Source organism: Chitinophaga ginsengisoli (assembly GCF_003014595.1).
GTDB lineage: Bacteria > Bacteroidota > Bacteroidia > Chitinophagales > Chitinophagaceae > Chitinophaga > Chitinophaga ginsengisoli.
Genome location: NZ_PYGK01000016.1, coordinates 206,382 through 232,712, shown reverse-complemented (window position 1 = coordinate 232,712; position 26,331 = coordinate 206,382). Strand labels below are relative to the sequence as shown.

The 26,331-nt window shown below is 46.1% G+C and carries 17 protein-coding genes; 12 read left to right on the top strand and 5 right to left on the bottom strand.

The window, feature by feature from the left end:
- Window positions 1–255: 255 nt before the first annotated feature.
- Together CLV42_RS27955 and CLV42_RS27950 are read right to left on the bottom strand one after the other, a co-directional pair.
- Window positions 256–1,725: a sensor histidine kinase gene (locus CLV42_RS27955; protein ID WP_106605238.1), complete on the bottom strand. Its 1,470-nt coding sequence runs from the start codon at window positions 1,723–1,725 to the stop codon at window positions 256–258.
- Window positions 1,726–2,436: a response regulator transcription factor gene (locus CLV42_RS27950; protein ID WP_106605245.1), complete on the bottom strand. Its 711-nt coding sequence runs from the start codon at window positions 2,434–2,436 to the stop codon at window positions 1,726–1,728.
- Between the two features lie 201 nt (window positions 2,437–2,637).
- Here CLV42_RS27950 and CLV42_RS27945 point away from each other — a divergent pair, with 201 nt between their 5' ends.
- The 7 genes from CLV42_RS27945 (at window position 2,638) to CLV42_RS27915 (ending at window position 10,509) form a co-directional block, all read left to right on the top strand.
- Entirely contained in the window at window positions 2,638–3,858 is a 1,221-nt protein-coding gene (locus CLV42_RS27945) for a spondin domain-containing protein (RefSeq protein ID WP_245901749.1), read from the top strand.
- A gap of 19 nt (window positions 3,859–3,877) precedes the next feature.
- Window positions 3,878–4,099: a hypothetical protein gene (locus CLV42_RS27940; RefSeq protein WP_106605236.1), complete on the top strand. Its 222-nt coding sequence runs from the start codon at window positions 3,878–3,880 to the stop codon at window positions 4,097–4,099.
- A 319-nt stretch (window positions 4,100–4,418) separates the two neighbouring features.
- Window positions 4,419–5,204, top strand: coding sequence for a hypothetical protein (locus CLV42_RS27935; RefSeq protein ID WP_146154506.1), 786 nt, complete (start codon window positions 4,419–4,421; stop codon window positions 5,202–5,204).
- Window positions 5,205–5,226: 22 nt separating this feature from the next.
- On the top strand, window positions 5,227–5,859 hold the full coding sequence (locus CLV42_RS27930) for a hypothetical protein (protein ID WP_106605234.1): 633 nt from the start codon (window positions 5,227–5,229) through the stop codon (window positions 5,857–5,859).
- Window positions 5,841–6,653: a sensor histidine kinase gene (locus CLV42_RS27925; protein ID WP_106605233.1), complete on the top strand. Its 813-nt coding sequence runs from the start codon at window positions 5,841–5,843 to the stop codon at window positions 6,651–6,653. Before CLV42_RS27930 ends, CLV42_RS27925 begins: the two co-directional genes overlap by 19 nt.
- Complete coding sequence (locus CLV42_RS27920) at window positions 6,643–7,275, top strand: response regulator transcription factor (RefSeq protein WP_106605232.1); 633 nt, start codon at window positions 6,643–6,645, stop codon at window positions 7,273–7,275. The genes CLV42_RS27925 and CLV42_RS27920 overlap by 11 nt, the downstream gene beginning before the upstream one ends.
- A gap of 111 nt (window positions 7,276–7,386) precedes the next feature.
- Window positions 7,387–10,509 (top strand): C25 family cysteine peptidase, encoded by a 3,123-nt coding sequence (locus CLV42_RS27915; protein WP_106605231.1) that lies wholly within the window; start codon window positions 7,387–7,389, stop codon window positions 10,507–10,509.
- A gap of 68 nt (window positions 10,510–10,577) precedes the next feature.
- Here the strand turns inward: CLV42_RS27915 and CLV42_RS27910 are convergent, their stop codons facing one another.
- Entirely contained in the window at window positions 10,578–11,216 is a 639-nt protein-coding gene (locus tag CLV42_RS27910; RefSeq protein WP_106605230.1) for a hypothetical protein, read from the bottom strand.
- A gap of 208 nt (window positions 11,217–11,424) precedes the next feature.
- Between CLV42_RS27910 and CLV42_RS27905 the strand changes: the two genes are divergently transcribed.
- The 5 genes from CLV42_RS27905 to CLV42_RS27885 all read left to right on the top strand — a co-directional run bounded on the left by CLV42_RS27905 (window position 11,425) and on the right by CLV42_RS27885 (window position 24,127).
- Window positions 11,425–15,507: a two-component regulator propeller domain-containing protein gene (locus CLV42_RS27905; RefSeq protein ID WP_106605229.1), complete on the top strand. Its 4,083-nt coding sequence runs from the start codon at window positions 11,425–11,427 to the stop codon at window positions 15,505–15,507.
- 123 nt (window positions 15,508–15,630) lie between these two features.
- A complete protein-coding gene (locus tag CLV42_RS27900; protein WP_106605228.1) occupies window positions 15,631–18,615 on the top strand; it encodes a SusC/RagA family TonB-linked outer membrane protein in 2,985 nt (994 codons plus the stop codon).
- Window positions 18,616–18,638: 23 nt separating this feature from the next.
- Window positions 18,639–20,150 carry a RagB/SusD family nutrient uptake outer membrane protein gene (locus CLV42_RS27895; protein ID WP_106605227.1) on the top strand — a complete coding sequence of 504 codons (1,512 nt, stop codon included), beginning with the start codon at window positions 18,639–18,641 and terminating at the stop codon, window positions 20,148–20,150.
- A 4-nt stretch (window positions 20,151–20,154) separates the two neighbouring features.
- The gene (locus CLV42_RS27890; RefSeq protein WP_106605226.1) at window positions 20,155–21,180 is read left to right on the top strand and encodes a glycoside hydrolase family 43 protein; all 1,026 of its coding nucleotides are present in this window, start codon (window positions 20,155–20,157) and stop codon (window positions 21,178–21,180) included.
- Between the two features lie 217 nt (window positions 21,181–21,397).
- Window positions 21,398–24,127 carry an alpha/beta hydrolase family protein gene (locus CLV42_RS27885; protein WP_106605225.1) on the top strand — a complete coding sequence of 910 codons (2,730 nt, stop codon included), beginning with the start codon at window positions 21,398–21,400 and terminating at the stop codon, window positions 24,125–24,127.
- Between the two features lie 9 nt (window positions 24,128–24,136).
- Here CLV42_RS27885 and CLV42_RS27880 read toward each other — a convergent pair whose 3' ends face one another.
- Both CLV42_RS27880 and CLV42_RS27875 read right to left on the bottom strand, forming a co-directional pair.
- Window positions 24,137–25,558: a hypothetical protein gene (locus CLV42_RS27880; RefSeq protein ID WP_106605224.1), complete on the bottom strand. Its 1,422-nt coding sequence runs from the start codon at window positions 25,556–25,558 to the stop codon at window positions 24,137–24,139.
- Between the two features lie 99 nt (window positions 25,559–25,657).
- Window positions 25,658–25,906, bottom strand: coding sequence for a hypothetical protein (locus tag CLV42_RS27875; protein ID WP_106605223.1), 249 nt, complete (start codon window positions 25,904–25,906; stop codon window positions 25,658–25,660).
- Window positions 25,907–26,331: the final 425 nt, after the last annotated feature.

The following is a 26,331-nucleotide window of genomic DNA, read 5'->3' as shown; positions in this document are numbered from 1 at the left end:
TCAATCCAGATGGTTATATATAAATACTTTTATTCTGAAAGTCATATCTTCGCAACAGCTCTTTAAATCACTGCAAAGTACATCATTTGAATATGGCCTCACTTGAGTGCACTACCGACACCCGATTATCTCAAATGAATGAATATTAAACACTTGCATCAAAATATACTGAACCAATCCGGTTTAGCCGGGACTTTTTTAATTTATTCAAAGAGCCAGTAATGCAGCTTCATTTAAAATTCAGCAGCATCCCCTTTATAATGTCTGTAATTCAAAATTAAACGTCGTCCCCTTGCCCGGTTCACTGTATACTACTATAGCTGCCTGATGCAGCTCCAGTATTTTCTTTACAATGGCCAGACCAATGCCCATACCCTTCGTTTCTGCTAATCTGGAGTGTATCTGTTTATACCGGTCAAAAATGTGTGCCAGATCCTCCGGCGAAATTCCCATACCGGTATCCGTCACGGCTACTTTTACACCGGCATAGGTTTCGGTTAAAAGAATAGTAATGGCTCCTCCGGCAGGTGTAAATTTAAAGGCGTTGTCCAGCAGGTTTTGAAGTACACGCTCCGTGAGAGAAATGTCAGCAAATACAAGCGGTAAATTATCTGGCGCCTGAATACTGAGCCGGATCATCTTTTCATCTGCCTTCAACTGGTAGGCCATCATAATATCAGCTGCCAGATCTGCAATCATAAACGATTCCTTTTGAGGCGTAATAAGATTAGCCTCCAGTTTGGCATACTGAAAGAGTTGTTCTACCAGCACAGACAGCTTCCGGTTGCTATCATATACGATCGACAGGTACTTTTCCCTGTCTGTTGCAACCAGTTCATCTTTTTTCATCATAAGCGTTTCAACATACCCCTGCATAATAGATAAAGGCGTACGAAGATCGTGTGATACATTCGCAATCAATTCCTGCCTGAATTTGTCGGTAGCAGAAATCTTATCAATGTTATCTACGATAACATCGGCCATTTCATTAAAGGTAGAAGTAAGCATGCCCAGATTACCTTTTGCATAGCCTTCTATCCGCGCGGTATAATCCCCTTCTTTGAACCGCCTGACCACACCGGCTATATGACAAATACTATCGGTGATAAGGAAAAAGGTAACAATACCAACAATAAATGCTACAGTAAGCGCTGCATAAAACATATAGCTCGCCAGGCGTAAGTACAAATTATTATCCAACGATTGCAGAATAGCTTTTTGCTTTTCACTGGCCAGTACGGCGTATACATAACCTACCAACCGGCCCTTTTCGTAAACCGGAGCTGCAGAGAAGATACTCGGTTCACCTGGCTGTTTAGGATTATCGCCCATGGGGCGGTGCATATTGCCAGCCGAAATCCACTGTTTTACTTTGGCAATATTTACCTGGTGTATCTGCACCGTTTTATCGGGCACTACATAGTCTTTTATATTACCGGCGGTATCCAGCAAATATACTTCTACGCTGGGATTGGCGACCATAGTAGAGTGAATAATGTCGTGCGTCACGCTCGTATCAGGCTTGCCATTTTTAAAAGGCTGTGTAAACGTGGCCAGATGCCGGGCTATATCGCCATACAGCTCCTGATGTGCAGCTGTATAATATGTCCTTGAAAAATTTGAGGCAATAACCACAAACACAATTCCCAATACGATCAACAGCCCCGTAAACACCGCTGTGATCTTCCAGAAAAGCCGATTCCCCTTTATAGTTCGTACAGACATTTATGATTCCTCGTTAAACCTGTAGCCTACGCCCCAGGTGGTTAGAATAAATTTAGGGTTAGATACATCTTCTTCAATCTTTGCCCGTAAGCGATTGATGTGGCTGTTGACCGTATGTTCATAGCCTTCAAAATCGTACCCCCATACCAGGTTGAGCAAGCGTTTACGACTATAACTCTTGCCAGGGTTCGATGCCAGTAGGGTGATCAGGTCAAACTCTTTAGGTGACAAGTCTACCCGGTTGTTGTTAAGTGTTACCTTCCTTTTGTCAAGGTCTATTTCAAGTCCACCGAAATTTATGACAGAAGATAACGACGCAGGACCAGCTTCTGCTGCAAATTCTTCGCTTCTGCGGAAGATGACTTTTACCCGGGCAATGAATTCGCGGATGCTGAATGGCTTGGTCAGATAATCATCAGCCCCCGTTTCCAACCCCATCACTTTATCTATTTCTTCACTTCTGGCAGTAAGCATCAATATCGGCGTTTGCCGGTCGGTCTGTCGTATTCTCCGGCAAACCTCCATACCATTCAACCCGGGCAACGTTATATCCAGTATAATCAGGCGAAAATGCCCTTCCCTGGCAGAGGCCAATCCTTTTGCACCATCGCTTTCCGATGCCACCTGGCAACCCAGATCGTGGAGATGAATGCGCAGCAGTTCCACTATGTTGGGATCATCTTCGATGATCAGCACTGATTTATTATCCATAATGATAGCAGCAAAGTTGCTAAATAAAAGACTGCGATGATCCACTGTGATACTTTTGTTACAATTCTGCAACAACCGTGGGACACTGTTTCTTTTGTTTTGTGGTATTAAAACACAACACAAATGAATTATAACTTATTAAAAACGTGTACGTTATTCATTTCCGCACTATCCTTGGCCGCCTGCAAAAAAGATGATGATATGCCCCCTGCGCAATCAACAACTATTACTGTCGAGAATGTGCTGGACAGTAAGCCACTGGTAGAAACCGGCACTTTTCAGGGGACCGGTACGCCGCCGGTTATTCTGCCCGGACAATCCACCTCATTCACTTTTTCTGCCGCCAAAAACCAGCGGCTCACATTTGCCACAATGTATGGCTGGAGCAATGATCTCTTCTTTGCGCCAGACAATCCAGGCATTAAGTTATACAACGACGACGGCTCTCCCATTACCGGCGATGTATCCGCTCAGATAAAACTATGGGACAACGGCACACGGGTAAATCAGGCCCCCGGTTCAGCTGTAACGCACCCAGGTGTCATGGAAAAAACGCCCCTGAACATCAAAGAAGTAAATGGCACAGATGATTACGGTAACTCCTACCTGGCCGCTTCAAAATTAATGCAGGTATCCCTGACCTATAACGGTAATTCTATGTTTACTGTTACCATTACCAACAAATCGGGCGGCACAGCCAATGAAACCCCGTTCAGCCCCGGCGTATGGACCATCTCGTATGTAGCCGGTGGTAACCAGCTATTGCCAGAGGCCATCTACTCGAATGGCAAACCTTCTGCAAATGGTCTTACCAATATTGCAGAAATGGGTGACAATGCTGTACTGAATACCTACCTGATGGGCAAAACGGGTATTTTCACGCCCTTGTCTCCCGTATTAGTAGTTGTATACAATGGTCAGCAAAATCCCTTTTTCATGACAGGCGAAAATGACCGTGGGGAAGGACTGAAAGACCTGGCGCAAAAAGGTAATGCCGATATCCTGGCAACCGCACTTAAATCAAAACAAGGGGTGAAAGCTGTGTATGTGCTGAAAGATGCTGCCAATACAGTACTACTTCCCCGCATCAATGGTGCTAATGGCGGCAAGGTATCGCAAATGTTATCCGTAGTAAAAGGTGATAGAATTGCTATTGCTACCATGTACGGCTTCTCGAACGATTGGTTCTTTGCGACTTCAGGCAATGACTGGGATGCCACCCAGAAAGGGGACCTTTCCACCACTATCGGATTGTATGATGATGGTACGGCAGTCAATCAATTTCCCGGCGCCGGCATCACACAGTTTAACCTCGCCGGTACCCCACTCACCGAATCAAAAACCATACAGGCGGTGCCCAATCCAAATGGATTTACGACGCTGCCAGCCATCAACAACATAATTAAGGTAAGCATTCAATAACACTACAAACGAAGAAAACATGAAATCTATCAGCAAAATGTTCATTGCAACCTGTATCCTGGCAACCCTTTCATTGGCCACCCAGGCGCAAGACAAAAAACAGGATAAGCCGAAAAAAGCTAAGACAGAAAAAATGAAACTCAAAGAGCATGTATGCACCCAGGCTTGTCACGATAGCGGTAAGCATGTGTATGCCCATGGAGAAAAAGGACATGTGTGTACAAGCGACTGTAAAAAATAACTAGTGCAAAAACAAAAGGCGGAAACGATGTTTCCGCCTAAATCATTTACCCGAAGATCAGCATACAATAGTATAATCAGTGATCTCAGACGTGCTTGTACTTTAAATTTATCGGGATATCTACGATACCCCGATGCGTATATTTACGGTATTTGGAAACTGCGAGATAAGGTCCTGTTTCATGCAGATCATTTACAGTAAGGCTTTCCGTGAGAGGAAGATGCCATTGTAACGTCTAGCGCCCGTATTTTCCCGAAAAAGAGACTTACCTTCAACAAAAATTTCCCTTTTTTAATCATTAACCCCAAACATATTTGTTATGAAGCCTTTACTCTTTTCCTTTGCAGGGATTGTCCTGTTAACACTTGCAGCAATATGCCATCAGCGACAAAAGAAGGAATCCCGGACTACCAGCCCTGAAAGTGGCGTACAGATTATACGCACTTCCTGCCCCGATCCGTGCACAGGCCCAATGAAATGGGTTAAACTGAGCGAAGCGGTGGAAATGATATCGGAATACGGCAAACATCAATACAAAGGTATTCATGAGAATATGGTAAAAGGACTTCAGGCCACAAACGGACCACAGGCAAACCTTTTTTCAGATAGCCGCTATATTACGTTCCCTTTAGATACCATTAAGAAATTCATATGTAAGGTCGAGTCCATGCTGGGACGGGAAGCCCATCTGAATTCTGTTAATCAGCCTATAAAATCCTGTGACCTTGGAATCAAGTTTTATTATGCCGCTTATCCGGGAATAGTAGCCGAAGCAGATATTGAGCATACCAAGAAAGGCAGACATACGCTTATCATGGTGCCTACCTATTGGGATACTGCTTTGAAGAACTATGTGGAATTCTTTCCGGGCTTTTTGCAGGCAAATAAACATCCAATGACTATTGAGCAGGTATTGGACGTCTATACGAATCCTCAAAAGGCGAAGCAACTTCTTACGCTGCTGAGACGAATGCCGGTGGGAATGGGACCAGAAGTAGTTAGCCTGGAAAGCGACAAGGATGTCGGCAAAAACCAGGGTAATCTTTGTCCGCCACCCGATGGATGCAATGCCGCGCTGTTAGCACTGGCAAAAGTGCAGGAATAGATAACAAGGAATATTTACGATCATGGACTATTTTCTCTCGGCCCTGGAACTGGCCTCATTTTCTGTTGCCTGGGTAAAATCAGGCATGTTGAAGCAAAGAGGATTGATGTTTATCCCGGTTTTGCTCACCGTCGTAGTTATCAGCGAGACGGTGGGCTACCTTTTATTAGTAAGGGAGACTAATTGGATGTCCAATGGCGTCTGGTATAATTACATGACGCCCCTGCAATTCATTTGCATCTTTCTGCTGTTCTGGCGGAATGCCCAATCGTATGGCTGGAGACTGATTATCCTGGGCTTCATAGCACTGACTGTTTTACTGACCTTGTTGTATGTTATCTTACCACATTCCCGTCAGTTCAATACCCTGAATTTTACAGTAGAAGCTGGCTGTGTAGCTATCTGTTGCCTGCATTATTTATATGAGTGTATGAACAGCAATAGTATAACCGCTATTGAAAGGAATCCCTTGTTTTACTTTGCACTGGGAACCATGCTTTTCTACCTGGGTATATTGCCGTTGCGCTCCATGTACAATTATCTGTACGTGCATTACCGGGCAATTTTTTTCGGCTACTATCGTCTTTCCATGATTTTGAATTATATTATGTACGGATTGATCATTTTTGGAATACTATGGGCGAAGAAGAAATAGGTGTTTTTTTCCTGTCGCTGGCATTGACGGTAATCATCGTTGTAATGGCCATTTGTTTCATTATCATCAGCATCCGCCGTAGAACACGTACTTTTGAGCGGGAGCGCGAGCATGCCGTGCTCCGCCACCGGCAAGAGTTGCTGGAAGCCCGCCAGGAAATACAGCGGAGCCTGATGCAAAGCCTTGGCTCAGAACTGCATGATACCGTAGGACAGAAACTTACGCTGGCTTATCTCCAGATGGAGAACGCATTGCAGCTGGATGATATGCAAACCCTTAAACACCATATTGTACTGCACAACAACCTCGTGCAGGAATCACTGCAGGAGCTGAGAAGCCTCAGTAAGATCCTGATTTCACATACGTTAGCGGATTTCAGTCTGATCCATTTTCTTGATAAGGAACTCAATCGCCTGCAACAAAGTCATTTATGTAATGCTACACTCCATTATCCCGAAGGCATTTTCCGGATTGCCGATGACAGAACAGAATTGCACCTTGCACGTATCTGCCAGGAATTTATCCAGAATAGTCTGAAACATAGCGGTTGCACATTGATCAGTATTGATATCGCTGAGGATAATGAGGTATTCGAAATACGATGTCGCGATAATGGAGCCGGCTTTGATCCTGCTAAAATGAAACCTTACGATTCCCGTTCAGGCAGCGGAGTGGCCATGATCAATAGCCGTGCAAAATCTATTGGCGCCCACTGTATATGGACGACTGACGACGGCACAACATTACAGCTTACTATTAACCCCAATCAGAATACCTCCACATATGAAACATAACATCGTGATCGTAGATGATCATATCTTAATTGCAGAGGCACTGGCAACAATGATCAATACCATTCCCGGTTTTGATATACTGTATGTATGCAGTACCGGACGTGAGTTGATTGAAAAGTTTAAACAACAGCGTAATATTCCGGACCTGGTAATACTGGATGTGCAGATGCCTGTTATGAGTGGCTACGAAGTGGCACAATGGCTGACCACCAATCATCCCGAAATATTAATACTCGCACTCAGCATGCAGGATGATGAAGACCAGGTCATCCGTATGATCCGGGCCGGCGCCAAAGGTTATCTGCTGAAAAGCATCAAACAGGCCGATCTTGCCAATGCCCTCGTAACTGTCATGAAAGAAGGAGTTTATTATACCCCACAGGTTAGCAGAACGCTATCCAACGACTATATAAAAAAAGCTGTCGTTAAAACGGAGCTCAGCGATAAAGAGCGGGAACTATTGCCACATTTTTGCTCAGAAGCAACGTATCGTGAGATCGCCGCAGCGCTTTTTTTGTCGCCACGTACAGTAGAAGGACATGCCAATACCATTATGGAAAAACTGAATGTCCGCAATCGTATAGGCTTGGTGTTACTGGCACAGAAGAAGGGCTGGATATAAGTACATCATTTTTCCAGGCACCGTAAAAATACCTGTCATAATCACGCAGTTATACGTAGCATTACCGGCATAGCAGGTCGTAGCTTTAATACAATAAAAAAATATTTTTGTATGAAAACAGATCTGCATCGTCGCGTTGACGAAGATAGCCCCAATCAGATTATATCCTTCACCGTTACAGTAGATTCAAAGGTGGTGAAGATCCAGGAAACCCCGTTTGGTTTCAGGTTTGACCTGGGACAGGATTTTAAAACAACCACAGCTCCCGGCACACCTTCTCTACCTTCAAAGATCGTTCAGATAGCACTTCCGCTGGATGCAGGAGACATCACAGTGAGAGCAGAGTCGCTCGTTTCACGTAAACTATTTGACAAACCAGTATTTATTATGCCTGTGCCAGAGCTCCGTATTGCAGGCAAGGCGCGTCAGTTAGATAAAGAGGCAGTACGAGTGCTTGAAACGAAAATAAAAGCAACGCAACAGGAAGATGAACCCAGACTACAACCCAGGTCTTTCATCCCGTATTTCGACCCCGAAGCAAAGACATATGCAAAGGCCTTCGAAGAAGCAGCCGTACTTGCAACACATCAGAGCAGCGTGGAAGTTGGTGGTAACAGGATCGTTAGCATCCAGGTCAATCCCATCACCTTTTCGGAATATGTTCCTGTACTTCATGAGCAGATGACTGTATACATCACTTATCAGAGAGATGCAAATAAGCTTCAGATTCGCAACACAACGTTCCGCAGCTTGCCACAGGACCTGAAAGCACAATCGTCCATCTTTAATGAGCTGAAAGACGCAGTATTAAATCCTGTCGATGTAATAGACCTTACAAGAGGTTTTGGCGCCTATTTCCGCAGTTATGACTACATTGTTATTACAGACAACAACCGCTGGGATAGTAACCGCATTGAGCCTACAGGACCAGCTGGTGATATGGTAGCATCTTTCCAGAAACTGGTGGAGTGGAAGCGCGAGAAAGGGCTGCGCGCAGCAGTGATCACTATCTCCAATATTGTGAATGGAACTTATGGTAATTTCAAAACCGGCGCCAGAGACTTGCAGGAAGTGATCCGTAATTTCCTCAAACATGCCCGCAGCAACTGGGGCGTTACCTGGGTATTGCTGGGCGGTGATATAGAGATCATACCAGTACGTAAAACTGCAGGTGAAATAAGGGGAGATGTGACCGAACAGACTACCAATAGTTCGCCTGAAAACGGACAGTCTTACTGGACGGGTTCGTACATGAAAATAAAAGCCGTTGATCTCGGCGACTGGTTTTCCATCTACGATTCTTACCTTGAGTTGACCAGCAAAAACACGGGCAGGCGTATTCCCAGAAAATCGCCCCGCAACTTAGGCCATGTTTTTAACGGCCCGGTCCTGTCAGAAACTACTTCCCCGTTCCGCAAGCTGGATTTACAGTTCTTTGAGACAATAGAAGCCTTCCGCAGTCGCCTGGGATGGTACTTCTGCACAGATAACACCTATCAGACCTATTCGGCTGATCCAACTAATTTTATCAGGGTAGATGGCCCCGCATCTATCATCCGTGCTCCATTACGTTTTCATTATACCTGGAATACTATTCCTACAGACTTCTACTACAGTAGCCTGTTCGGTCCTGGCTACGGAGTAGCGGGTAAACATGACTGGGATCCCAATGGCAATGGCATCTACGGACAATATGAGGGTACTACGCAGTTTGATCCTATCAACTGGAACGCAGATGTAATTGTGGGAAGAGCGCCTGCTTCTACGCCTGCTGATGCGGATGCCTTTGTGAGTAAGGTAACGGGATATGAAAAGCTGCCCACATTATTTGGCCCTGATTTCCTCCGCAAGATGTTGCTGGTGTCCGACAACTGGGGCCACAGTCCTGTGATAAGCAAGACTAATAGCAATCTTCCCGATGACAATCAATTCTTCACCGATACTGCACAAGGTAGGGCTGTTATGAGACTGGCAGACGATCTCGACCTGAGTAATGACTGGCATCTTGTAGCCGCACTGGCAGGGGGCGATATGCGTGTAATTGAGTATAACATGAATGCCGGCCCTTCTGATCCGGGATGGTATTACGCAAAGAGCCTTGCTAATCTTAGTCCGGCAACACATATTGTCATTATGCCATGGGGTGATATCTTCAACCTTCCTGTTATTACTGACATCATTGTAGTATATGGCGACGCGGTAGAAATTTCACCACTATACTACATCCTTGATCCACTTGCTGAAGATGGTTCTATGAAAGATCAGGAAGCTTTGCGTGTGCAGGTAGATGCAGAATTGCCGACCATCACGAAATTCAAAAGGATCTATAACGATCTGACCAGTCTTTCTCCGGCAGCCGTCAATGCAGCACCTTTGGAGCCTTATACCGCTACAGGTGTGCGTGCAGCACTCAACGAAGGCCAACACTTTGTAAGCCTTTCCGGTCATGGCAGCCAGTCTGGTTGTTGTTATCTGAGCACAGGGACGGCGGCCTCGCTGACCAATGGCTCCGCTACTTTTATTGCGTATGCCGATTCCTGCCTGACCAGTGGTTTTGATACTAATGATGCAATGGGAGAAGCGCTGATAAACAACCCTAATGGTGGCGCCGTCGCATATGTCGGCAGCACCCGCTTTTCATGGATAGGAGCCGGCGATGATATACAACGGAGGTTCTTCCATGAAATGACCTGTACCCGTCATCTGGGACTTCTTCATAACAGCCGTCTCTGGTTCCCGCAGAATAATCCCGGCAACCATGTCTGGAAATGGAGTGCGCTGGCACTTAATCTACTGGGCGATCCTGAAATGGAAATATGGAAACGTAGTCCGCTGCCATTTGGTGTATTTTACTTTGATGTCAGCAAATATCTGCGTATACGGGTATTCCCTGAATTTGATCCTTCCCGTCGTATGAATGAAATAAGTGAGATTCTGGCGATTGTAGATGATAGCGAACAGAAAATATCTATCAGCGATGATGGTTATTTCGATGTACCAAAAGAGCTGATAGAAAAAGGCAACCTGCAGTTACGGATAAGTGCCCCGGATGGGCTGGTAAAGACCATCGGCGCTGCAGAACTGAAGGCCAGAATGCTGGAATTAAGCAGGTATAAAGAATATAGCGTAGAAGAGGAAGACAGTTTCCAGATCTCCGATATTAAAGAGGAGCGTAAGCGTGAAGAGATGCCAGCCACGGTGGATATCGCAGAAGTGTTAGGCGTAAAGAACTGATGAACGATCAGGTATAAAAGGTCCGCATAAACTTGTTTATGCGGGCCTTTGGTTTTTGTGACGCAATTTCACCTGTAATCATCCATATTCTTCTTCCCCTCCTTCTTCATCTCGGCAATATACTCCGGCAATCTATCCAGCACCGGAAATCCCTCATCCGGATCTCCCGGCAACTCCGATGTCGTATACACGTTAATATGCTGGGCAAACATCTTCTCTCCCAACACGCTCTGCAATAACAGGAAAATAGCCGTATCCAGGTGCTCGTTCATTTTCACAAGATCATAATCCATGAAATGGATCACCAGGTTCAGCTTATCCGGCATATCCGCATCTTCAATAGCAGTAAACCACATCTCAGAGGGGATCAGGTCAAGGTCTTCGTATTCAATTCCCTCGTTATCTTCATCTGCAGGAATTAACGCAGTAAATGTCCAGTGATCAATCTCAGGCGCTTTTGATACAAGGAATTCTGCGTCATCGAAAAATTCCTCAACACCTTCGGCAGTAACAATAAATTCGCCCTCATTAATGGCATTTATACGCATTTCGAAAAACAGGCTGGTACAATACAGGTGGAGTCTTTCCGTCAGCGATTCAAATAGTTCTTCGCATTCTTCTGGCTCCATTTCTCTGAAGAAGCGGAAATCATCACTCTTCTCCTCAAACCAACGCCAGAATTTTGCTGCATCAGTAGCTCTAAGCATATAAGTCCGTTTTGTGGCTATGTGTAGCCGGGGGTAACATTTATTTATACCCGCAAGTTAACTTTATTTGATCACATTATACTTCGCCCCTCTTACATCTTCATATTCAATATTTTCCGGCCGGGAATTTCATTTATTAAAATAAGTTCCGTACATTTTCTCACAGTCGTTATGAAATAAAATACGGGACAGTCTAAAAACAGTGAATATGAACAAATATCTGAGGTTTGCCATCCTCTGGGTATGCTGTGTGTTTTCCTTGCCAGCCAATTCTTTTGCAGCTGCCCCTCCACTGCTTAGCTACCTGGGTATAGAACAGGGGCTCTCTAATAATGCGGTGACCAGCATTTACCAGGACCACAATGGTTTTATGTGGTTTGGCACTTACGATGGATTGAACCGATACGATGGATACAATTTCACTGTCTACAGGAATGAATTCAATGACAGTAATTCACTGGCCAACAACCGGATTGCCTGTATCACCGAAGATCATCATAAACGCCTCTGGATCGGTACCCGGGGAGGAATCAGTATATACAACAACACCACCGGCCTTTTCTCCGGCCTTCGTTTCCTGCCTTACAAAAGCGCAAAACAAAAGAAGATCAATGCGCCTGTAAACGCAATTATGCCCGGTGCAAACGAAACGATATTCATCGGTACCAATGGCGAAGGACTGCTTGTTTATAATACCGCCGGTCCTGCCAGGCAAGCACCACTCAGGACACCGGAAGGCCTCATCACCCAATATGAAGTATCTTCAATAGCCACAGATGCATCCGGGCATACCTGGCTCTTTGTACGCAACATCGGCCTTTGCACCTACGACAATACCAGCGGTGTCGTACGCGTCATCAATGACAGCATACGGAATGGCATCGCTTTACAGGCAGATCATCATGGTCAGCTATGGCTGGGTACCGACGAAGGTTTGTATAAATACACCGTCGCTGCCAATACATTCACCAGCATGCTCTCTACCCATTCTAAAAGAGTAGTGGATCTCATCATCGACCAACATAATACCCTGTGGATTGCCTCAGACGGAGAAGGCGTGTTTATGATGCCTTTGTCTTCAGAAAAGATCTCCCGCCTGGCGTCTCCGGAGAACAAAGAACTGCTTACCAGCACTGCCGTATTCTCTATCTTTGAAGACCATGAAGGCCGTAAATGGATAGGCACCCTCCGGGGAGGTGTCAATATCCTCGATCCGGGGAAAGCAGGGTTTGCACGCGTCACGCATGACCCATTGAACACCAATAGCCTGATCAACGACTTTACACTGTCCCTTTGCGAAGATGTAGATCACAATATATGGATCGGCACCGATGGCGGCGGACTCAGTATATGGAACCGGAAACAGAACCGGTTCACCAACTTCAGACACCTGGCCGGCAACGATGCCTCACTATGCAGCGACTTTGTAACCAGTATCACCCGCGACTTCCAGGACAACATATGGATCTCTACCTGGGGAACAGGCATCTATCGCTATAACAAAGCCAAACATTCCTTTGACCATTACGCGTGCTTTAATCATACAAACAACGCAGAAGATAAAAACACCTGGTTGCTCTATGAAGATGCAGATAAAACACTGTGGGCTGGTGTCTGTACAGGCAGTCCGCTATACCGCTTTAATAGAAACGCCAACCGCTTTGAAATATTCGACAATCACATCACCAACATTCTTTCCATGGCGGAAGATAACAAAGGCGATTTCTGGGCGGGAGATTATACCTCGTTGATAAAGATCGACAAGACGACCAAACATCACCAGGTCTATAATATCGGTTACCCTGTCAGGGTATTTCACCAGGACAAAGCCGGCAATTGCTGGATAGGCACCGAAGGCGGTGGTCTGCTGCTATTTAATAGGGAAACCGGCACCTACGTGCGATACACTAAAGCCGACGGCCTTTCTAACAATTCCATCCTGAAAATACTGGAAGACAGAAGCGGTAACCTGTGGATCAGCACCTTCTATGGTATCTCTAAATTCAATCCCCGGCAGAAGACTTTCAAGAACTATTCACAGTCAGACGGACTGCTCTCCAATCAGCTGAACTATAATGCAGCACTGTCCCTGCCATCCGGCGAGTTTATATTCGGCGGTATCAAAGGACTGAATATCTTCTACCCCGACAGCCTGCCCTCCTTCTCAGGCACACCCGGTATATTACTGACAGGTTTAAAGGTGGATAATATTCCCATTGAACAGGCAGGTCGCTATGTTACAGAAAGGACGGCAGATCATATTACAGCACTGAAAATACCTTATAATAAAGCCGTACTGGCATTTGACTTCGTAGCACCGGAATACTCCGCTCCTGATAAAATAGATTACGCCTATTATCTGGAGGGATGGGACAAAGGATGGAACTATGTCGGCAAATCCAGGTCTGCCAACTATACCCGACTACATGAAGGCAGTTATACCTTCCGGATAAAAACTACCAATACAGAAGGCGTCTGGAATACCCGGGAATATACCATGCAGATCATTGTGCTACCACCCTGGTACCGCACCTGGTGGGCTTACCTGCTGTACATTGCCGCTATCGCAGGAATGGCCTATACCTACCTGCAGTATAAAGCGCAAAAGACAAAGCTGGCCTTTGACATCCGCCTGGCCCGGCTGGAAACAGAGAAAGAAAAAGAGCTGAACGAAAAGAAACTGGCCTTCTTTACCAATATCTCGCACGAGTTCAGGACACCGCTCACGCTGATTATCAATCCCGTTAAAGAGCTACTGAACAATAGTGATAAAACGCCCGGCAACGGCCTGGAAGTCATCTACCGGAATGCCCGCCGCCTGCTTAGTCTTGTAGACCAACTACTCCTGTTCCGTAAGGCCGACAGTGAGATGGACAAACTAAAAATCACGCGGCTTAACTTTTATAATCTCTGCCAGGAAGTATACCTGTCTTTTAGCCAGCAAGCCAAAGCAAAACAGATTGACTATATATTCAGCTGCGCCAACCAGCAACTGGAAGTATATGCCGACAGAGAAAAGATCGAGATCGTACTGTTTAACCTGCTCTCAAACGCATTGAAGTTCACACCGGAGAATGGAACGGTCAGCTTCACCATCAGTGAAGACGAAGGACATATTACCGTCAACATTACAGATACCGGTTGCGGCATCAGCGAAGATGCCGGACAACGACTGTTCGAAAAATTCTACCAGGTAAAAGAAAAGCAGACAGCCGGCAAAGCCGGTTTTGGTATAGGGCTCTACCTGTCAAAACATTTTATTGAAAGTCATAAAGGACATATCTCCTTCACCAGCACTCCCGGACAAGGCACGGCCTTCACCCTACAGCTCAGAAAAGGAACGATTCATTTCACCGGACAATACATCTTCGAGGAGATGGCCGACGACCCGGCCATGCTGCAGGAACTGATGGGTAACATCACCAGCGAAATATCACTCGAACTGCCGGGAGCAGACAACGAAACCGGGGCGCTGGAAGATATCTTTACCAGTAAGCGCTCCATTCTGGTGGTGGACGATAATCCCGAGATCCGGGCTTACCTCCAGCTGCTGTTCCGCGAGAAGTTCATCTTCCTCGAGGCCGACAATGGAGAGGACGGACTGATGCTGGCCCGGGAACATTACCCGGATATCATTATAAGTGATGTCCTCATGAAAGGAATGGACGGCATGGAATTATGTAATACCATCAAACAGGACCCTACCCTTGGTCACATACCAGTGATCCTGCTCACCGGCAATCCCTCCCAGGAGATCAAACTGAAGGGTATCGAGTGCGGAGCCGATGACTACATCACAAAACCTTTTGAACAGGACTTGCTCCTGGCACGTATCGACAACATCCTCCAGAACAGGAACGCCCTGCAGGATTACTTTTTTGACAAGATCACCCTGAAAAAGAACGACGCCAGGATCTCCGCCGAATATAAAACCTTCCTGGAACGCTGCATCACGATCGTCGAGAACAACCTGGATAAGGACACCTTTAATATCAAGATGCTGGCCGCAGAGATAGGTATGAGCCATTCTAATCTTTACAAGAAGGTAAAATCCATCTCCGGACACTCCGTGAATGCATTTATCCGCTTTATCCGTTTACGCCGGGCGGCGGTATTGTTGCTAAGCACAGATTGTAATGTGAATGAAGCCGCCTTCGGAGTGGGCCTCAACGATATGAAATATTTCCGGAAACAATTCTTCAAACTTTTTGGAATGAACCCTTCTGATTACATCAAAAAGTACCGCAACTCCTTTAACAAGGATTTTAACGTCGTCAATTGGAAGGAATAACCCTCATTTTACCATTTTAGCGCCCTTATTTGATCATTTACACCCTGTAGTCTGCCGGCAGGGGGTCATATCATTGCATTGAACAACGACCAATCTTCCACGGTACAAAAATTAAATGCTGTCATGAAAAGTTATCTGACGTTATGGAAAAAACTGGCCCTCTGCCTTATTTTCAGCAGTTATGCCATGGCACTCTATGCCCAACACCCCGTCACCGGCAGAGTAAGTTCCGGCGACACTTCCTTACCAGGTGTTGTAGTCTACATAAAAGGCGGTGGCGTAAATACACAGACCGACAATGACGGTCGGTTTTCCATCAATGCCCCAGCTGGGGCTACCCTTACCTTTAGTTTGATGGGTTATGCCAGTAAAGAGGTGCCGGTAAACAACCGGAGCACCATCAATGTGCAACTCGAATCTACCACCCAGGGACTGGGAGAAGTGGTAGTAGTAGGTTATGGCACCCAGAAAAGGAAAGATCTTACCGGTTCCATCGCCTCCCTCAATGCCAGCGCCTACAAAGACCAGCCGGTACTAAACGCATCCTCCGCCCTCCAGGGCAGGGTCGCCGGGGTGTCGGTGGCCAATAGTTCCGGTGCACCAGGAGGTGCGGTAAAGATCCGCATCCGGGGTGCAAACTCGATCAATGCCAGCAATGACCCACTGTATGTCATCGACGGAGTGGCACTGAGCAGTATCAGCATCAGCGACATCAATGTGAACGACATCGCCTCCATGGAGGTACTGAAAGATGCCTCTGCTACCGCTATCTACGGATCCCGCGGCGCCAATGGGGTGATCATCATTACAACCAGGAGCGGCAAGTCAGGCGACATGCACCTGGAATACAACGGCTTTCTGAGCAGCAATTCGCCCATGAAGAAATATAAGCTGCTGGATGCCGTAACATATGCAGAACAGGCCAATCATATCGCAGGATCAAATGTCTTTGCTAATCCTTCCTCCTATGCAGGCAAGGGCACCGATTGGCAGGATATGATCTTTCATCATGGTACCACACAGAATCACCAGCTCTCTGTTTCAGGTGGTACAGAAAAATCGCGTTATTATATCTCCGGATATTATGTGAATCAGTCAGGACTTCTCGTGAATACCAACCAGGAGAAGTTCGCACTGCGCGCCAACCTGGACAGCAAATTGAGCAAGAGAGTAAGCATCGGTGTAGGCATCTTCGCCGGACACTCCAATTCTCATAATAACGGCGACGTAGGCGGCAAGGGTAATCCTGTAATGGCAGCCCTCGCATGGGCACCTACTGAGCCGGTATATGACTCAGGTACCCAATACAATCGTTTCGCCATCTCCCCTATCTGGTCTAATCCCTATATGACCATCAAGGAAAGGAAGAACGATAACTCCGCCAACTCCGTAGTGCTGAACGGACGACTGAAATACGACATTACAGACTGGCTGTCACTGAACATCAACGTGGGCCTGGATGCAAATGTCGCTCGCACTGCCTATCTGAATAACGATTGGGTAAGCCCCGGCAATCCCGGCTCCGGACAAAGCTCCCTGGAGAACTATACCATCCAGAATAGCAATTCACTGACCTTCCACAAAAAGCTCAATGAGAAACACGACTTTACCCTGATGGGCATCGTGGAAGAGACCTCCAATAAGTACAATTCGTTCTCCGCATCGGGTTCCGGCCTGACCTCCACTTCCAATGGTTACAACAACCTCGGACTGAACACCTCACAAGGCATCTCTTCTGCTTATACTAACTGGGCCTTGCTCTCTTATGTAGGCAGGGCTTCCTATACCTTTAACGATAAATATCTCATTACTGCTACCTACCGCGCTGACGGTTCTTCCAAGTTCCAGAGCACTGCTAATAAATGGGGGTACTTCCCTTCTGTAGGTCTCGGCTGGCGACTATCTGAAGAGTCTTTCATCAAAGACCTCGGCATCTTCTCTAACCTGAAACTCCGCGGTAGCTGGGGCATTACAGGTAACCAGTCTATTAGCCCCTATAGCAGTCTGGGCCTACTCAATGGCATTCAATATTCATACGGTGGCACCACGCTTTATCAGGGTTATCTGTTAGGTAGTCCCAGCAATCCGGACCTCAAATGGGAAACGACCAAACAGACTGACATAGGACTGGATGTTGGCCTATTGGGTGGACGAGTGAACATTGCTGCCGACTACTATAACAAACGCACCAAAGACCTGCTGCTGCAGGTGCCTATTGCCAGCTATGACGGTGGTGGTACCATGTATAAAAACGTAGGTGTAGTAAATAACAAAGGCTTCGAATTCTTTGTAGAAGTAGCCGCTGTTCAAACACATGACTTCTCCTGGACAGCCACCATCAACGCCTCTACTTACAGGAACCGGGTTGTGAGCCTGGGTAAAGATTCTATCCTCTACCGTCCCGTTATTGGCGGAGGATTGATCAACACCAACATACAGGTAGTGAAGACTGGACAGCCACTGGGCGCATTTTACCTGATCCCATGGCAGGGTATTTACACTTCCGACGATAATACACTGGGATATAAAGCAGGCGATAACCATTACAGAGACGTGAGCGGTAATGGCTCTATTGGTTACGAAGACCGCGTCATTGCAGGCAGCGCCCTGCCGAAATTCCTGTGGGGCTTTAACAACAACTTCCACTACAAACAGTTTGAGCTGAATGTATTCGTACAGGCATCACACGGCAACAAGATCTTTAACGCTACCTACGCAGGTATCGCAGCACCTACCAGTGATGTGAAATATCCTACATTGGCAGCATCTGCCAACTATGCTACCAGCAAGAATACCGGCGCAGAATGGGCCGACCCCGCAAGCAAAACGAACCGCAGTTATGTGGAGTCTACACAATACCTGCAGGACGGTAGTTATGTACGGCTGAAGAACGTAAGCCTGTCATACTCCCTGCTGAAGAAGACCACCCGTTTTGCCGATATACGGTTTACGCTGAGTGCACAGAACCTGTTCACCATCACAAAATATAAAGGGTATGATCCGGAAGCCACCTCAACTTCGGCCACCAGCGATGCTGATGCCGGTATTGACCTGGGTGCCTATCCTTCCCCACGCACAGTCACATTCGGGGTGAATATTTCTTTATAGTGATCACATTAAACACGTACAAAATGAAACTACATAAAATCGCTCCGCTGCTGCTTTTGCTCTTTACCGCCTGCAGTAAGGATTTCCTGAAGGAAGACCCAAGAAGCAATCTGACACCGGATAATTTCTATAAAACATCCGACGACCTGAATATGGCCGCTATCGGGCTCTATACGCAACTGAACGGTGCCTTCAATCAGTCCGCCGGCTTCTCTACCCTCTGGGGCGGAGATGACATCACCGTAGCCCGCGCCGGTAACAAGATCTCTTATTCTGATTTTGATACCTATCAGGCTAACTCGTCGAACGACCGTATGACCAACTGGTGGAGTTATCTCTATTCAACTATTAAATCTGCCAATTCGCTGATCAATAACTATCAGAACGCCACCGGGGCAACAGAAGATGCCCGTAACCAGGCCGCAGGACAAGCCTACTTTTTCCGGGCACTGAGTTACTTCTTCCTGACCCGCACCTGGGGTCCTGTACCTTTGATCACAGATAACAAGGTCGACTACACGAGAACAAAAGCAGCACCTTCTGATATTTATACACTGATAGTCGCTGACCTGCAGAAAGCAGAAACCATGCTGCCTGATGGCTGGGATGGTACCAAAAAACAGAGCGGCGTAGATATCCCACCTACCCGCGGTTCAGCAAAAGCGTTGCTGGCTAACGTATACCTGACCATGGCAGGCTGGCCGCTGAAACAAACAGACAAATACGCACTGGCTGCCGCAAAAGCGAAGGAAGTAATTGACAACAAGGCTACCTGGGGATATGACCTCCAGACCAACTTTGCCGATCTGTGGAAGAAAACAGGTAAGTTCAACCATGAAACAGTATTCGGTTGCTACTATAACGTCAATGTTTCCGGTTGGGCCTGGGAAAACTATAATATGCTTACTCCAAACGCTTATGCGCCCGATGATGAAGGCGGCTGGGGCGATGGTTATGCAGAGATCAATTTCTACAAGAAATTCCCTGCTGGTCCGAGGAAAGATGCTACTTACCAGATGGTATATTTTCTGAACAATGATCCTAACAATGCCGTTGACTGGACCAAAGTACAGCATAAACATCCTTACTTCTTCAAGTTCCGCGATGACGATGCCTTTAATCCAACGAACCATGTAAACAACAACTGGATAGGCAGCCACACCGTTCCTATCATCCGCTATGCAGAAGTATTACTGACATACGCTGAAGCGCAGGCGATGTCAGCCTCCGCAGATGCTACTGCCTATGCTGCTATTAACCTTGTCAGGAAAAGGGCCGGGCTATCAGATCTCGTTGCCGGACTATCACAATCAGCCTTCCGCGATTCAGTGATTGCAGAGAGAGGCTGGGAGTTTGCGGGCGTAGAACCTGCAGCACGCTGGTATGATCTGATACGTACAGAAACTGTAAAGAAGGCTAACTCAGACAGGGATGCATCAGAAGAACCACTGAAGAATATTCCTGATGACGCCACACATACTTTTTACTGGGCCCCAATACCAATCGGCGATCAGCAACTAAATTCAAACCTCTGATAGTATGAAAATAATTACGGCGTTAACGATGTTGATGATAGCCGCATCTATGACAGGCTTTGCCCAGGAGCAGCCGCCCATTGTGCCGGGAGCGGTATGGACAGATACAGATGGTAACCCGATAAATGCACACGGTGGCGGTATGTTGTACTACGCAGGTACCTGGTATTGGTACGGTGAAATAAAGAAAGGTGATACATGGAGAGTGCCAGGCTCCAACTGGGAGAACAACCGCGTAAATGCAGGAGGCGTGTCCTGCTACTCATCGAAAGATTTGCTGCATTGGAAATATGAAAGTGTCGCCCTCGCGCCTGATAAAAACGATAGCACGGCAGACTTACACATCAGCAAGGTAATAGAAAGACCTAAGGTGATCTATAACAAAAAGACAGGCAAATTCGTCATGTGGATGCATATCGATTCTCAGGACTACAGCTACGCTCGTGCAGGCGTAGCCGTGGGCGACAAACCAGAAGGTCCTTTCCGCTATATCCGCAGTGAAAGGCCCAACGGGAATATGGCCAGAGACATGACCATCTTCCAGGACGACGATGGCAAGGCCTATCACTTCTATTCATCAGAAGAGAACCAGACCATGCACATCTGTGAACTGACAGACGACTACCTGTCACATACCACCAACGATCACCGCATACTGGTGCAACGCGCCAGGGAAGCGCCGGCGGTATGCAAATACAACAGCCGCTTTTACCTGTTCACATCCGGTTGTACCGGCTGGTCGCCCAATGCAGCTTCTTATGCAGTAGCAGATAGTATTATGGGCACCTGGACAGAACATGACAATCCCTGCCGGGGCACAGATGCTGATAGTACCTTTCATGCACAGAGTACGTTTGTACTGCCCGTACCTGGAGAAACAGGCGCCTTCATCTTTATGGCAGACAGGTGGAATAAGAATGACCTCGAAATATCACGCTATATATGGCTGCCGCTGATATTCAATCCGGAAGGCATGCCACACGTACAATGGAAAGATGAGTGGAAGTTGAGTGGAATAACAGGTAATTGATTGGTTGATAGTATAGCTGAAGGGTTACTTATTTTCAACAATAAGTAGCCCTTCTCATTATTTCCTCCCTGAAAGCAGCTCCCAATAGGGGTTGTACAGGCTGTAAGCACATTGCAGCAGATATACTGAAATTACAATACTTATAAGCCCTACAGACTGCTACACAGCATCATAGCCCCTCTTACAAGGATTCAACATATGCTTAAAATGTATTGTAATGAAACACTTGTTGATTACTCTCCTTCTGTCACTCCGATGTTCCCTCCTGACGGCACAAGCGCCGGAACCTCCCCTTACAAAGCCCCCCATTGATACCAGTGTATATAATAAATGGCCCTCGCTCGCAGGCGCTAGTATCAGTAACAATGGAAAATATGTGATATATACCATTGAAAACCAGCCGGCAGGCAGTCAGACCCTGGTACTACAGGCGACCAACGGTAGCTGGAAAATGGAAATTCCCGGAGGGCAGGATGTGCTTTATACCCACATGACTTCCGATAGCCGGTTTGCTATTTATACTACCGCCGGAGACAGTTTATGTATCGTTACTTTAGGCAGCCCCGACATCGAATATCTACCTCCCGTATCTTCATTTAAACTCTCAGGCCAATGGTTAGCCTATCAGTTGAAAACTCCGGAGACAAGATTGGTAGTGCGCGATTTAGCAACAGGTAAACGAAAGATCTATCATGCTGTAACGGATTATTTCTTCAGTAATGATGGTGCGGTTTTATTACTGCAAACAACATCAAAAAAAGACAGTGCAGCAATGCAGTCTCTACACTGGATGCAGCTTGCTGATGATAACATTACTACTATCTGGCAAGGCACCAAAGCAGGAAATATCGTCTTCGATAGCCGCAGCATGCAACTTGCCTTTACCTCCGGAAGCAGGATAAATGGCCGCGTAAACACTTCCTGCTGGTATTATAAAGCAGGAACAAACAATGCTATTTTGCTGGCGGATGATCGGACGCCGGGTATAGATAGCAATTTGCAATTGGACAACATTCAGCACTTTAGTAAGGACGGTCGCCATTTGTTTATCAGTCTGAAAGAAAAGGATAAACCTGCACGTATCCCCGATCCAAACGCGGTAAGGGTAAACGTATGGAGCTACGCAGATGAGAAATTGCAATCCCAGCAATTACAGGAGCTAAACTATTCCCGCAATTATTCAGCTGTCATCCCGATCCACGATCACAAAGTAATACGTCTTGAGCAAGCCGGCGACCGGACAGCCTCATTGCCCTGCAATAACGAAAAAGACGAAGTGATACTGCTTACCCATACCACAGGTAATGCTGGCAATGGTGAATCAAACTGGAACGTAGCTGCCCGCAAAAGCTGGTACCTGGTATTCGTTAAAAACGGGCTAAGGAAACACATCACAGTGTTGAACGATTACCTGGCAGTCAACATTTCTCCTGCCGGGAAATATCTGCTGTATTACGACCCTGCACAAAAGAATTATTTCAGTTATGAAATAGCTACTGGCACCATCCGGAATATTACCCAGGGCATAGCCGTTTCCTGGTCAGGATATTACAGCAACGATTTTCCGGATGCTTCCAGTGAGGCCAGAGGCATAGCGGGCTGGCTACAGCAGGATGCAACTGTGCTCATTTATGATCAGCGTGACATCTGGCAGATCGATCCTCTGTGTATAAAACCACCGGTTAATCTCACCAATGGATATGGCCGCCTGCATAACACTATATTCTATCTGGCATTGGAAAATGATGCCGGTGAAGCCCTCACGAATAATGAGCCCCTTATCTTAACCGCTTTTAACCTTGATAACAAACACAACGGATTTTATAGCAAAGCGTTGAACAAGAAGGGAGATCCGGATTCATTGACTGTCGGCCCATATATTTACAGCATCACCAACAATCCTTATCTACCTGCCGGCACCGGCTTTTCACCGCTTAAAGCACTCAACACAACAACATACATTGTGAAACGCATGAGTGCTGCTGAGTCGCCCAATTACTTCAGCACGACCAATTTCAGGACATTTACCAGGCTAAGCGATCTCCATCCTGAAAAAGGCTACAACTGGTATACAACAACACTGCATACCTTCCAAACGCTGGATGGACAAACTACGCAGGGAATATTATACAAGCCGGAGAACTTCGATCCTAACAAGCGATACCCCCTCATCTTCTACTATTATGAAAGAAAATCAGATGAGTTAAATGCCTATTTAAAACCGGAATACCTGGCAGGTGGTTGTAATATAAATATCCCGTCCTTTGTCAGCAATGGATACCTGGTGTTCACGCCCGATATTCACTTTACGGTAGGCAATCCCATGCAGAGTACCTACAATACAGTCATAGCGGCGGCCAATTATATGGCCGGTCTGCCATATGTCAATCCAAAGAAAATGGGGATACAGGGCTGCAGTTTTGGAGGTGCGCAAACAAATTACCTGGTCACACATACAAATCTGTTTGCGGCAGCTTATAGCGCATCGGGTCTGGCAAACTTCATTAGTCACTACGGCTCTTTGGCAGGAGCAGGAGAAAGTGTACAGGGCGTATATGAATTGGGACAAATGCGCATGGGAGCATCGCTCTGGCAAATACCGGATCAGTATATAAAGAATTCGCCCATTCTCGAAGCAGATAAAGTAACCACTCCCCTTTTTTTGATGCATACCACCAACGATGGCATATGCCCTTTTGCCAATGTAGTAGAATTTTTCACAGGACTACGCCGCCTGGGAAAAAAGGTGTGGATGCTACAGTATGACGACTGTAACCATGGACTATGGGGTAAACCAGCCGCCGATCTTAGTATCCGTATCACCCAATTCTTTGACCACTACCTCAAAGATGCACCGCCGCCTAAATGGATGGTAAATGGTGTTCCCGCTGCGATGAAAGGCATTGAAACGGGACTGGAGCTTGATAATAGCGGAAAAGTACCGTAATAGCGGTATTTAGATCTCCCATGCTGTTTTGTATATCCGCTCGACTAACAATACTGAAAACGAAAAAAATACCACCAGGGGGAAAAGTTGATACCGCAACATAATAGGAGAAGCCAACACACTGAAAGCGAAATTGATTATCCAGATTACAATTACCAGCACCAATGCAGCATTGAAAAATTGATCTGCTTTCCTATGCCCTTTCAACAGCAGGAAGCTAACCATTGTACCCCAAAAGATGATCTGTATAATGAATGCCAATACCGGCAATAAATAAAGTATACCTACATCTTTTGAGTAACTTTTCACTTGCTGGCTTTTATAGTCAAACCAGATTTGCTCCACCTTCTTAACGGAGTCTTTCCTCATATTGTATATACCCAGATCTTCCAACGGAGGGAGGAAATAATTAATCGTATTAGGCAACAGATAATACCTGGCATAAGCTCCTGGATGCCGTCGTATCAGGTACGCCCCATACGCGCCCTGTAGCGGTGCCATCGGCGCCCATATTCTAAAGTCAAGCGCACTGGCATCCGTCCCCGATTGAGCGAACATATATTGGATCAGGGGATTATTGGGATTCCATAAGTAATAATCATTCAGGTAAGCATCCGGCCTACTCCTCACATGACTAAGAGAATCCATATGCCGGACCACTCCTCTATGTAAAGCAGCAAATCGAAGCGGTACAGCTGTTGTATCATTTTTATATGCATGACTATACATGAACATAGCATTACCCGCTAACTGCCATCCTCCAAAAGCAGAGAACTGCCGGGTACCGGTAAGCTTGTAATATTGATTACTGGTATGCCAGACAAAAACACCGGGCAGCAGGAAGATGATTGCAATGCCCACAGTTTTCAACTGCCATCGCTGCCGGGATACAATCAATACCATCGCCGAAATAAACGGATAATACAAGGCATTATAACGGAAGGTGAACGCTACCAGCAATACCAATGCATGTGTGAACAGATAGAATGGTTTAAACTCATATAACATCCACAATAGTTGCGTCAACCAGATAAAGCTCAATGCAGTAAATAACGCATCACTTGTAACATAATTGCCAAGAAACAGGAACACCGGATTTAGTAAAGGAAAACTAAGAAGAATATAAACAACCGCTTTAGCAGGACGAAGCAGCTCAATTATGGTGAACAGGAAATAAAGGATAGCAGCCTCCAGGAACAAGTATTGAAAGAAGACCAATGCCGTATCACTATGGATAAACGTACCAAACACCCGGAGAAATTTTGAGTAGCCAATAGGCCATATATTAATATCCGAATTAGCGGCTGCTGCATTTATATAGACATAGGAGTCGGAAGAAAAATTAGCATAGGGATAAAGTAGCTTAAACAGGATGAACTCAACGATAATAAGGGCTACGACTATTATTACTGCTAAACGGTGCTTATACATTTCCTGCGTGTTAGGTACAATGATATCATATCATAAAAGAGCTAACCCACAGAGATTAGCTCTTTAAAATAACATACTGTTGGGTGACAAATAGCGCGGTCAGAGCACTGTTCTTACCCATGTGAAAGAACAAAGACCTGCAGTACGTGTTGGCCAGATCCTTGTCGGAAAAGCGCCCGGAGCATTAGGCGTGGTAGTAGCAAGCGCAGTCTGGATCAAGATCGTACAATCGCCGGAACCATCATCAGAAAAGAATATCACTATTTGTCTGGATTTAGATGCGACTACTCCGCCGGCTAATGCCAGCAAGCCAATAGCCACAAGCAGCATCATTGCTTTCTTTTTCATGATAATAAGTGCTTTTTAGATTCAAAAAGCTAAACTTTACATGATTAAAATTGCCTGCGCTTATCTATAACTTCCATAATGAGGTGGCAGACGTTAACCTCCATTGCATAAGTTCTTTCAAACGTAACATGAGGAAAGCATTATTATCTGATATCAGCTGCCATTATTGCGTTGAGGGAATACAATGATATACCGTTAGGGGAAATCCCGTCATGAGGGTCACATGCGCCAGGCTATCTCGAATTTACAATTGCTACAAAAAAGGGAGTAATCGTGCTGGTTTCAACAATTATCAATCTATTGTTTGTTGGACGGATTTACATTACAAATTAGGCAATGAGACTGCAACCCGACGACAAGCGCAGGAAATATATCAGCACCAATTTGGACAAGTAACGAACTTGATATGATCGGACATCAGTCTC

Bases quoted from the DNA above. Each gene is read 5' to 3' on its own strand.
- CLV42_RS27955 (WP_106605238.1), bottom strand. From the start codon at position 1,725: ATGTCTGTACGAACTATAAAGGGGAATCGGCTTTTCTGGAAGATCACA.
- CLV42_RS27950 (WP_106605245.1), bottom strand. From the start codon at position 2,436: ATGGATAATAAATCAGTGCTGATCATCGAAGATGATCCCAACATAGTG.
- CLV42_RS27945 (WP_245901749.1), top strand. From the start codon at position 2,638: ATGCCCCCTGCGCAATCAACAACTATTACTGTCGAGAATGTGCTGGAC.
- CLV42_RS27940 (WP_106605236.1), top strand. From the start codon at position 3,878: ATGAAATCTATCAGCAAAATGTTCATTGCAACCTGTATCCTGGCAACC.
- CLV42_RS27935 (WP_146154506.1), top strand. From the start codon at position 4,419: ATGAAGCCTTTACTCTTTTCCTTTGCAGGGATTGTCCTGTTAACACTT.
- CLV42_RS27930 (WP_106605234.1), top strand. From the start codon at position 5,227: ATGGACTATTTTCTCTCGGCCCTGGAACTGGCCTCATTTTCTGTTGCC.
- CLV42_RS27925 (WP_106605233.1), top strand. From the start codon at position 5,841: ATGGGCGAAGAAGAAATAGGTGTTTTTTTCCTGTCGCTGGCATTGACG.
- CLV42_RS27920 (WP_106605232.1), top strand. From the start codon at position 6,643: ATGAAACATAACATCGTGATCGTAGATGATCATATCTTAATTGCAGAG.
- CLV42_RS27915 (WP_106605231.1), top strand. From the start codon at position 7,387: ATGAAAACAGATCTGCATCGTCGCGTTGACGAAGATAGCCCCAATCAG.
- CLV42_RS27910 (WP_106605230.1), bottom strand. From the start codon at position 11,216: ATGCTTAGAGCTACTGATGCAGCAAAATTCTGGCGTTGGTTTGAGGAG.
- CLV42_RS27905 (WP_106605229.1), top strand. From the start codon at position 11,425: ATGAACAAATATCTGAGGTTTGCCATCCTCTGGGTATGCTGTGTGTTT.
- CLV42_RS27900 (WP_106605228.1), top strand. From the start codon at position 15,631: ATGAAAAGTTATCTGACGTTATGGAAAAAACTGGCCCTCTGCCTTATT.
- CLV42_RS27895 (WP_106605227.1), top strand. From the start codon at position 18,639: ATGAAACTACATAAAATCGCTCCGCTGCTGCTTTTGCTCTTTACCGCC.
- CLV42_RS27890 (WP_106605226.1), top strand. From the start codon at position 20,155: ATGAAAATAATTACGGCGTTAACGATGTTGATGATAGCCGCATCTATG.
- CLV42_RS27885 (WP_106605225.1), top strand. From the start codon at position 21,398: ATGAAACACTTGTTGATTACTCTCCTTCTGTCACTCCGATGTTCCCTC.
- CLV42_RS27880 (WP_106605224.1), bottom strand. From the start codon at position 25,558: ATGTATAAGCACCGTTTAGCAGTAATAATAGTCGTAGCCCTTATTATC.
- CLV42_RS27875 (WP_106605223.1), bottom strand. From the start codon at position 25,906: ATGAAAAAGAAAGCAATGATGCTGCTTGTGGCTATTGGCTTGCTGGCA.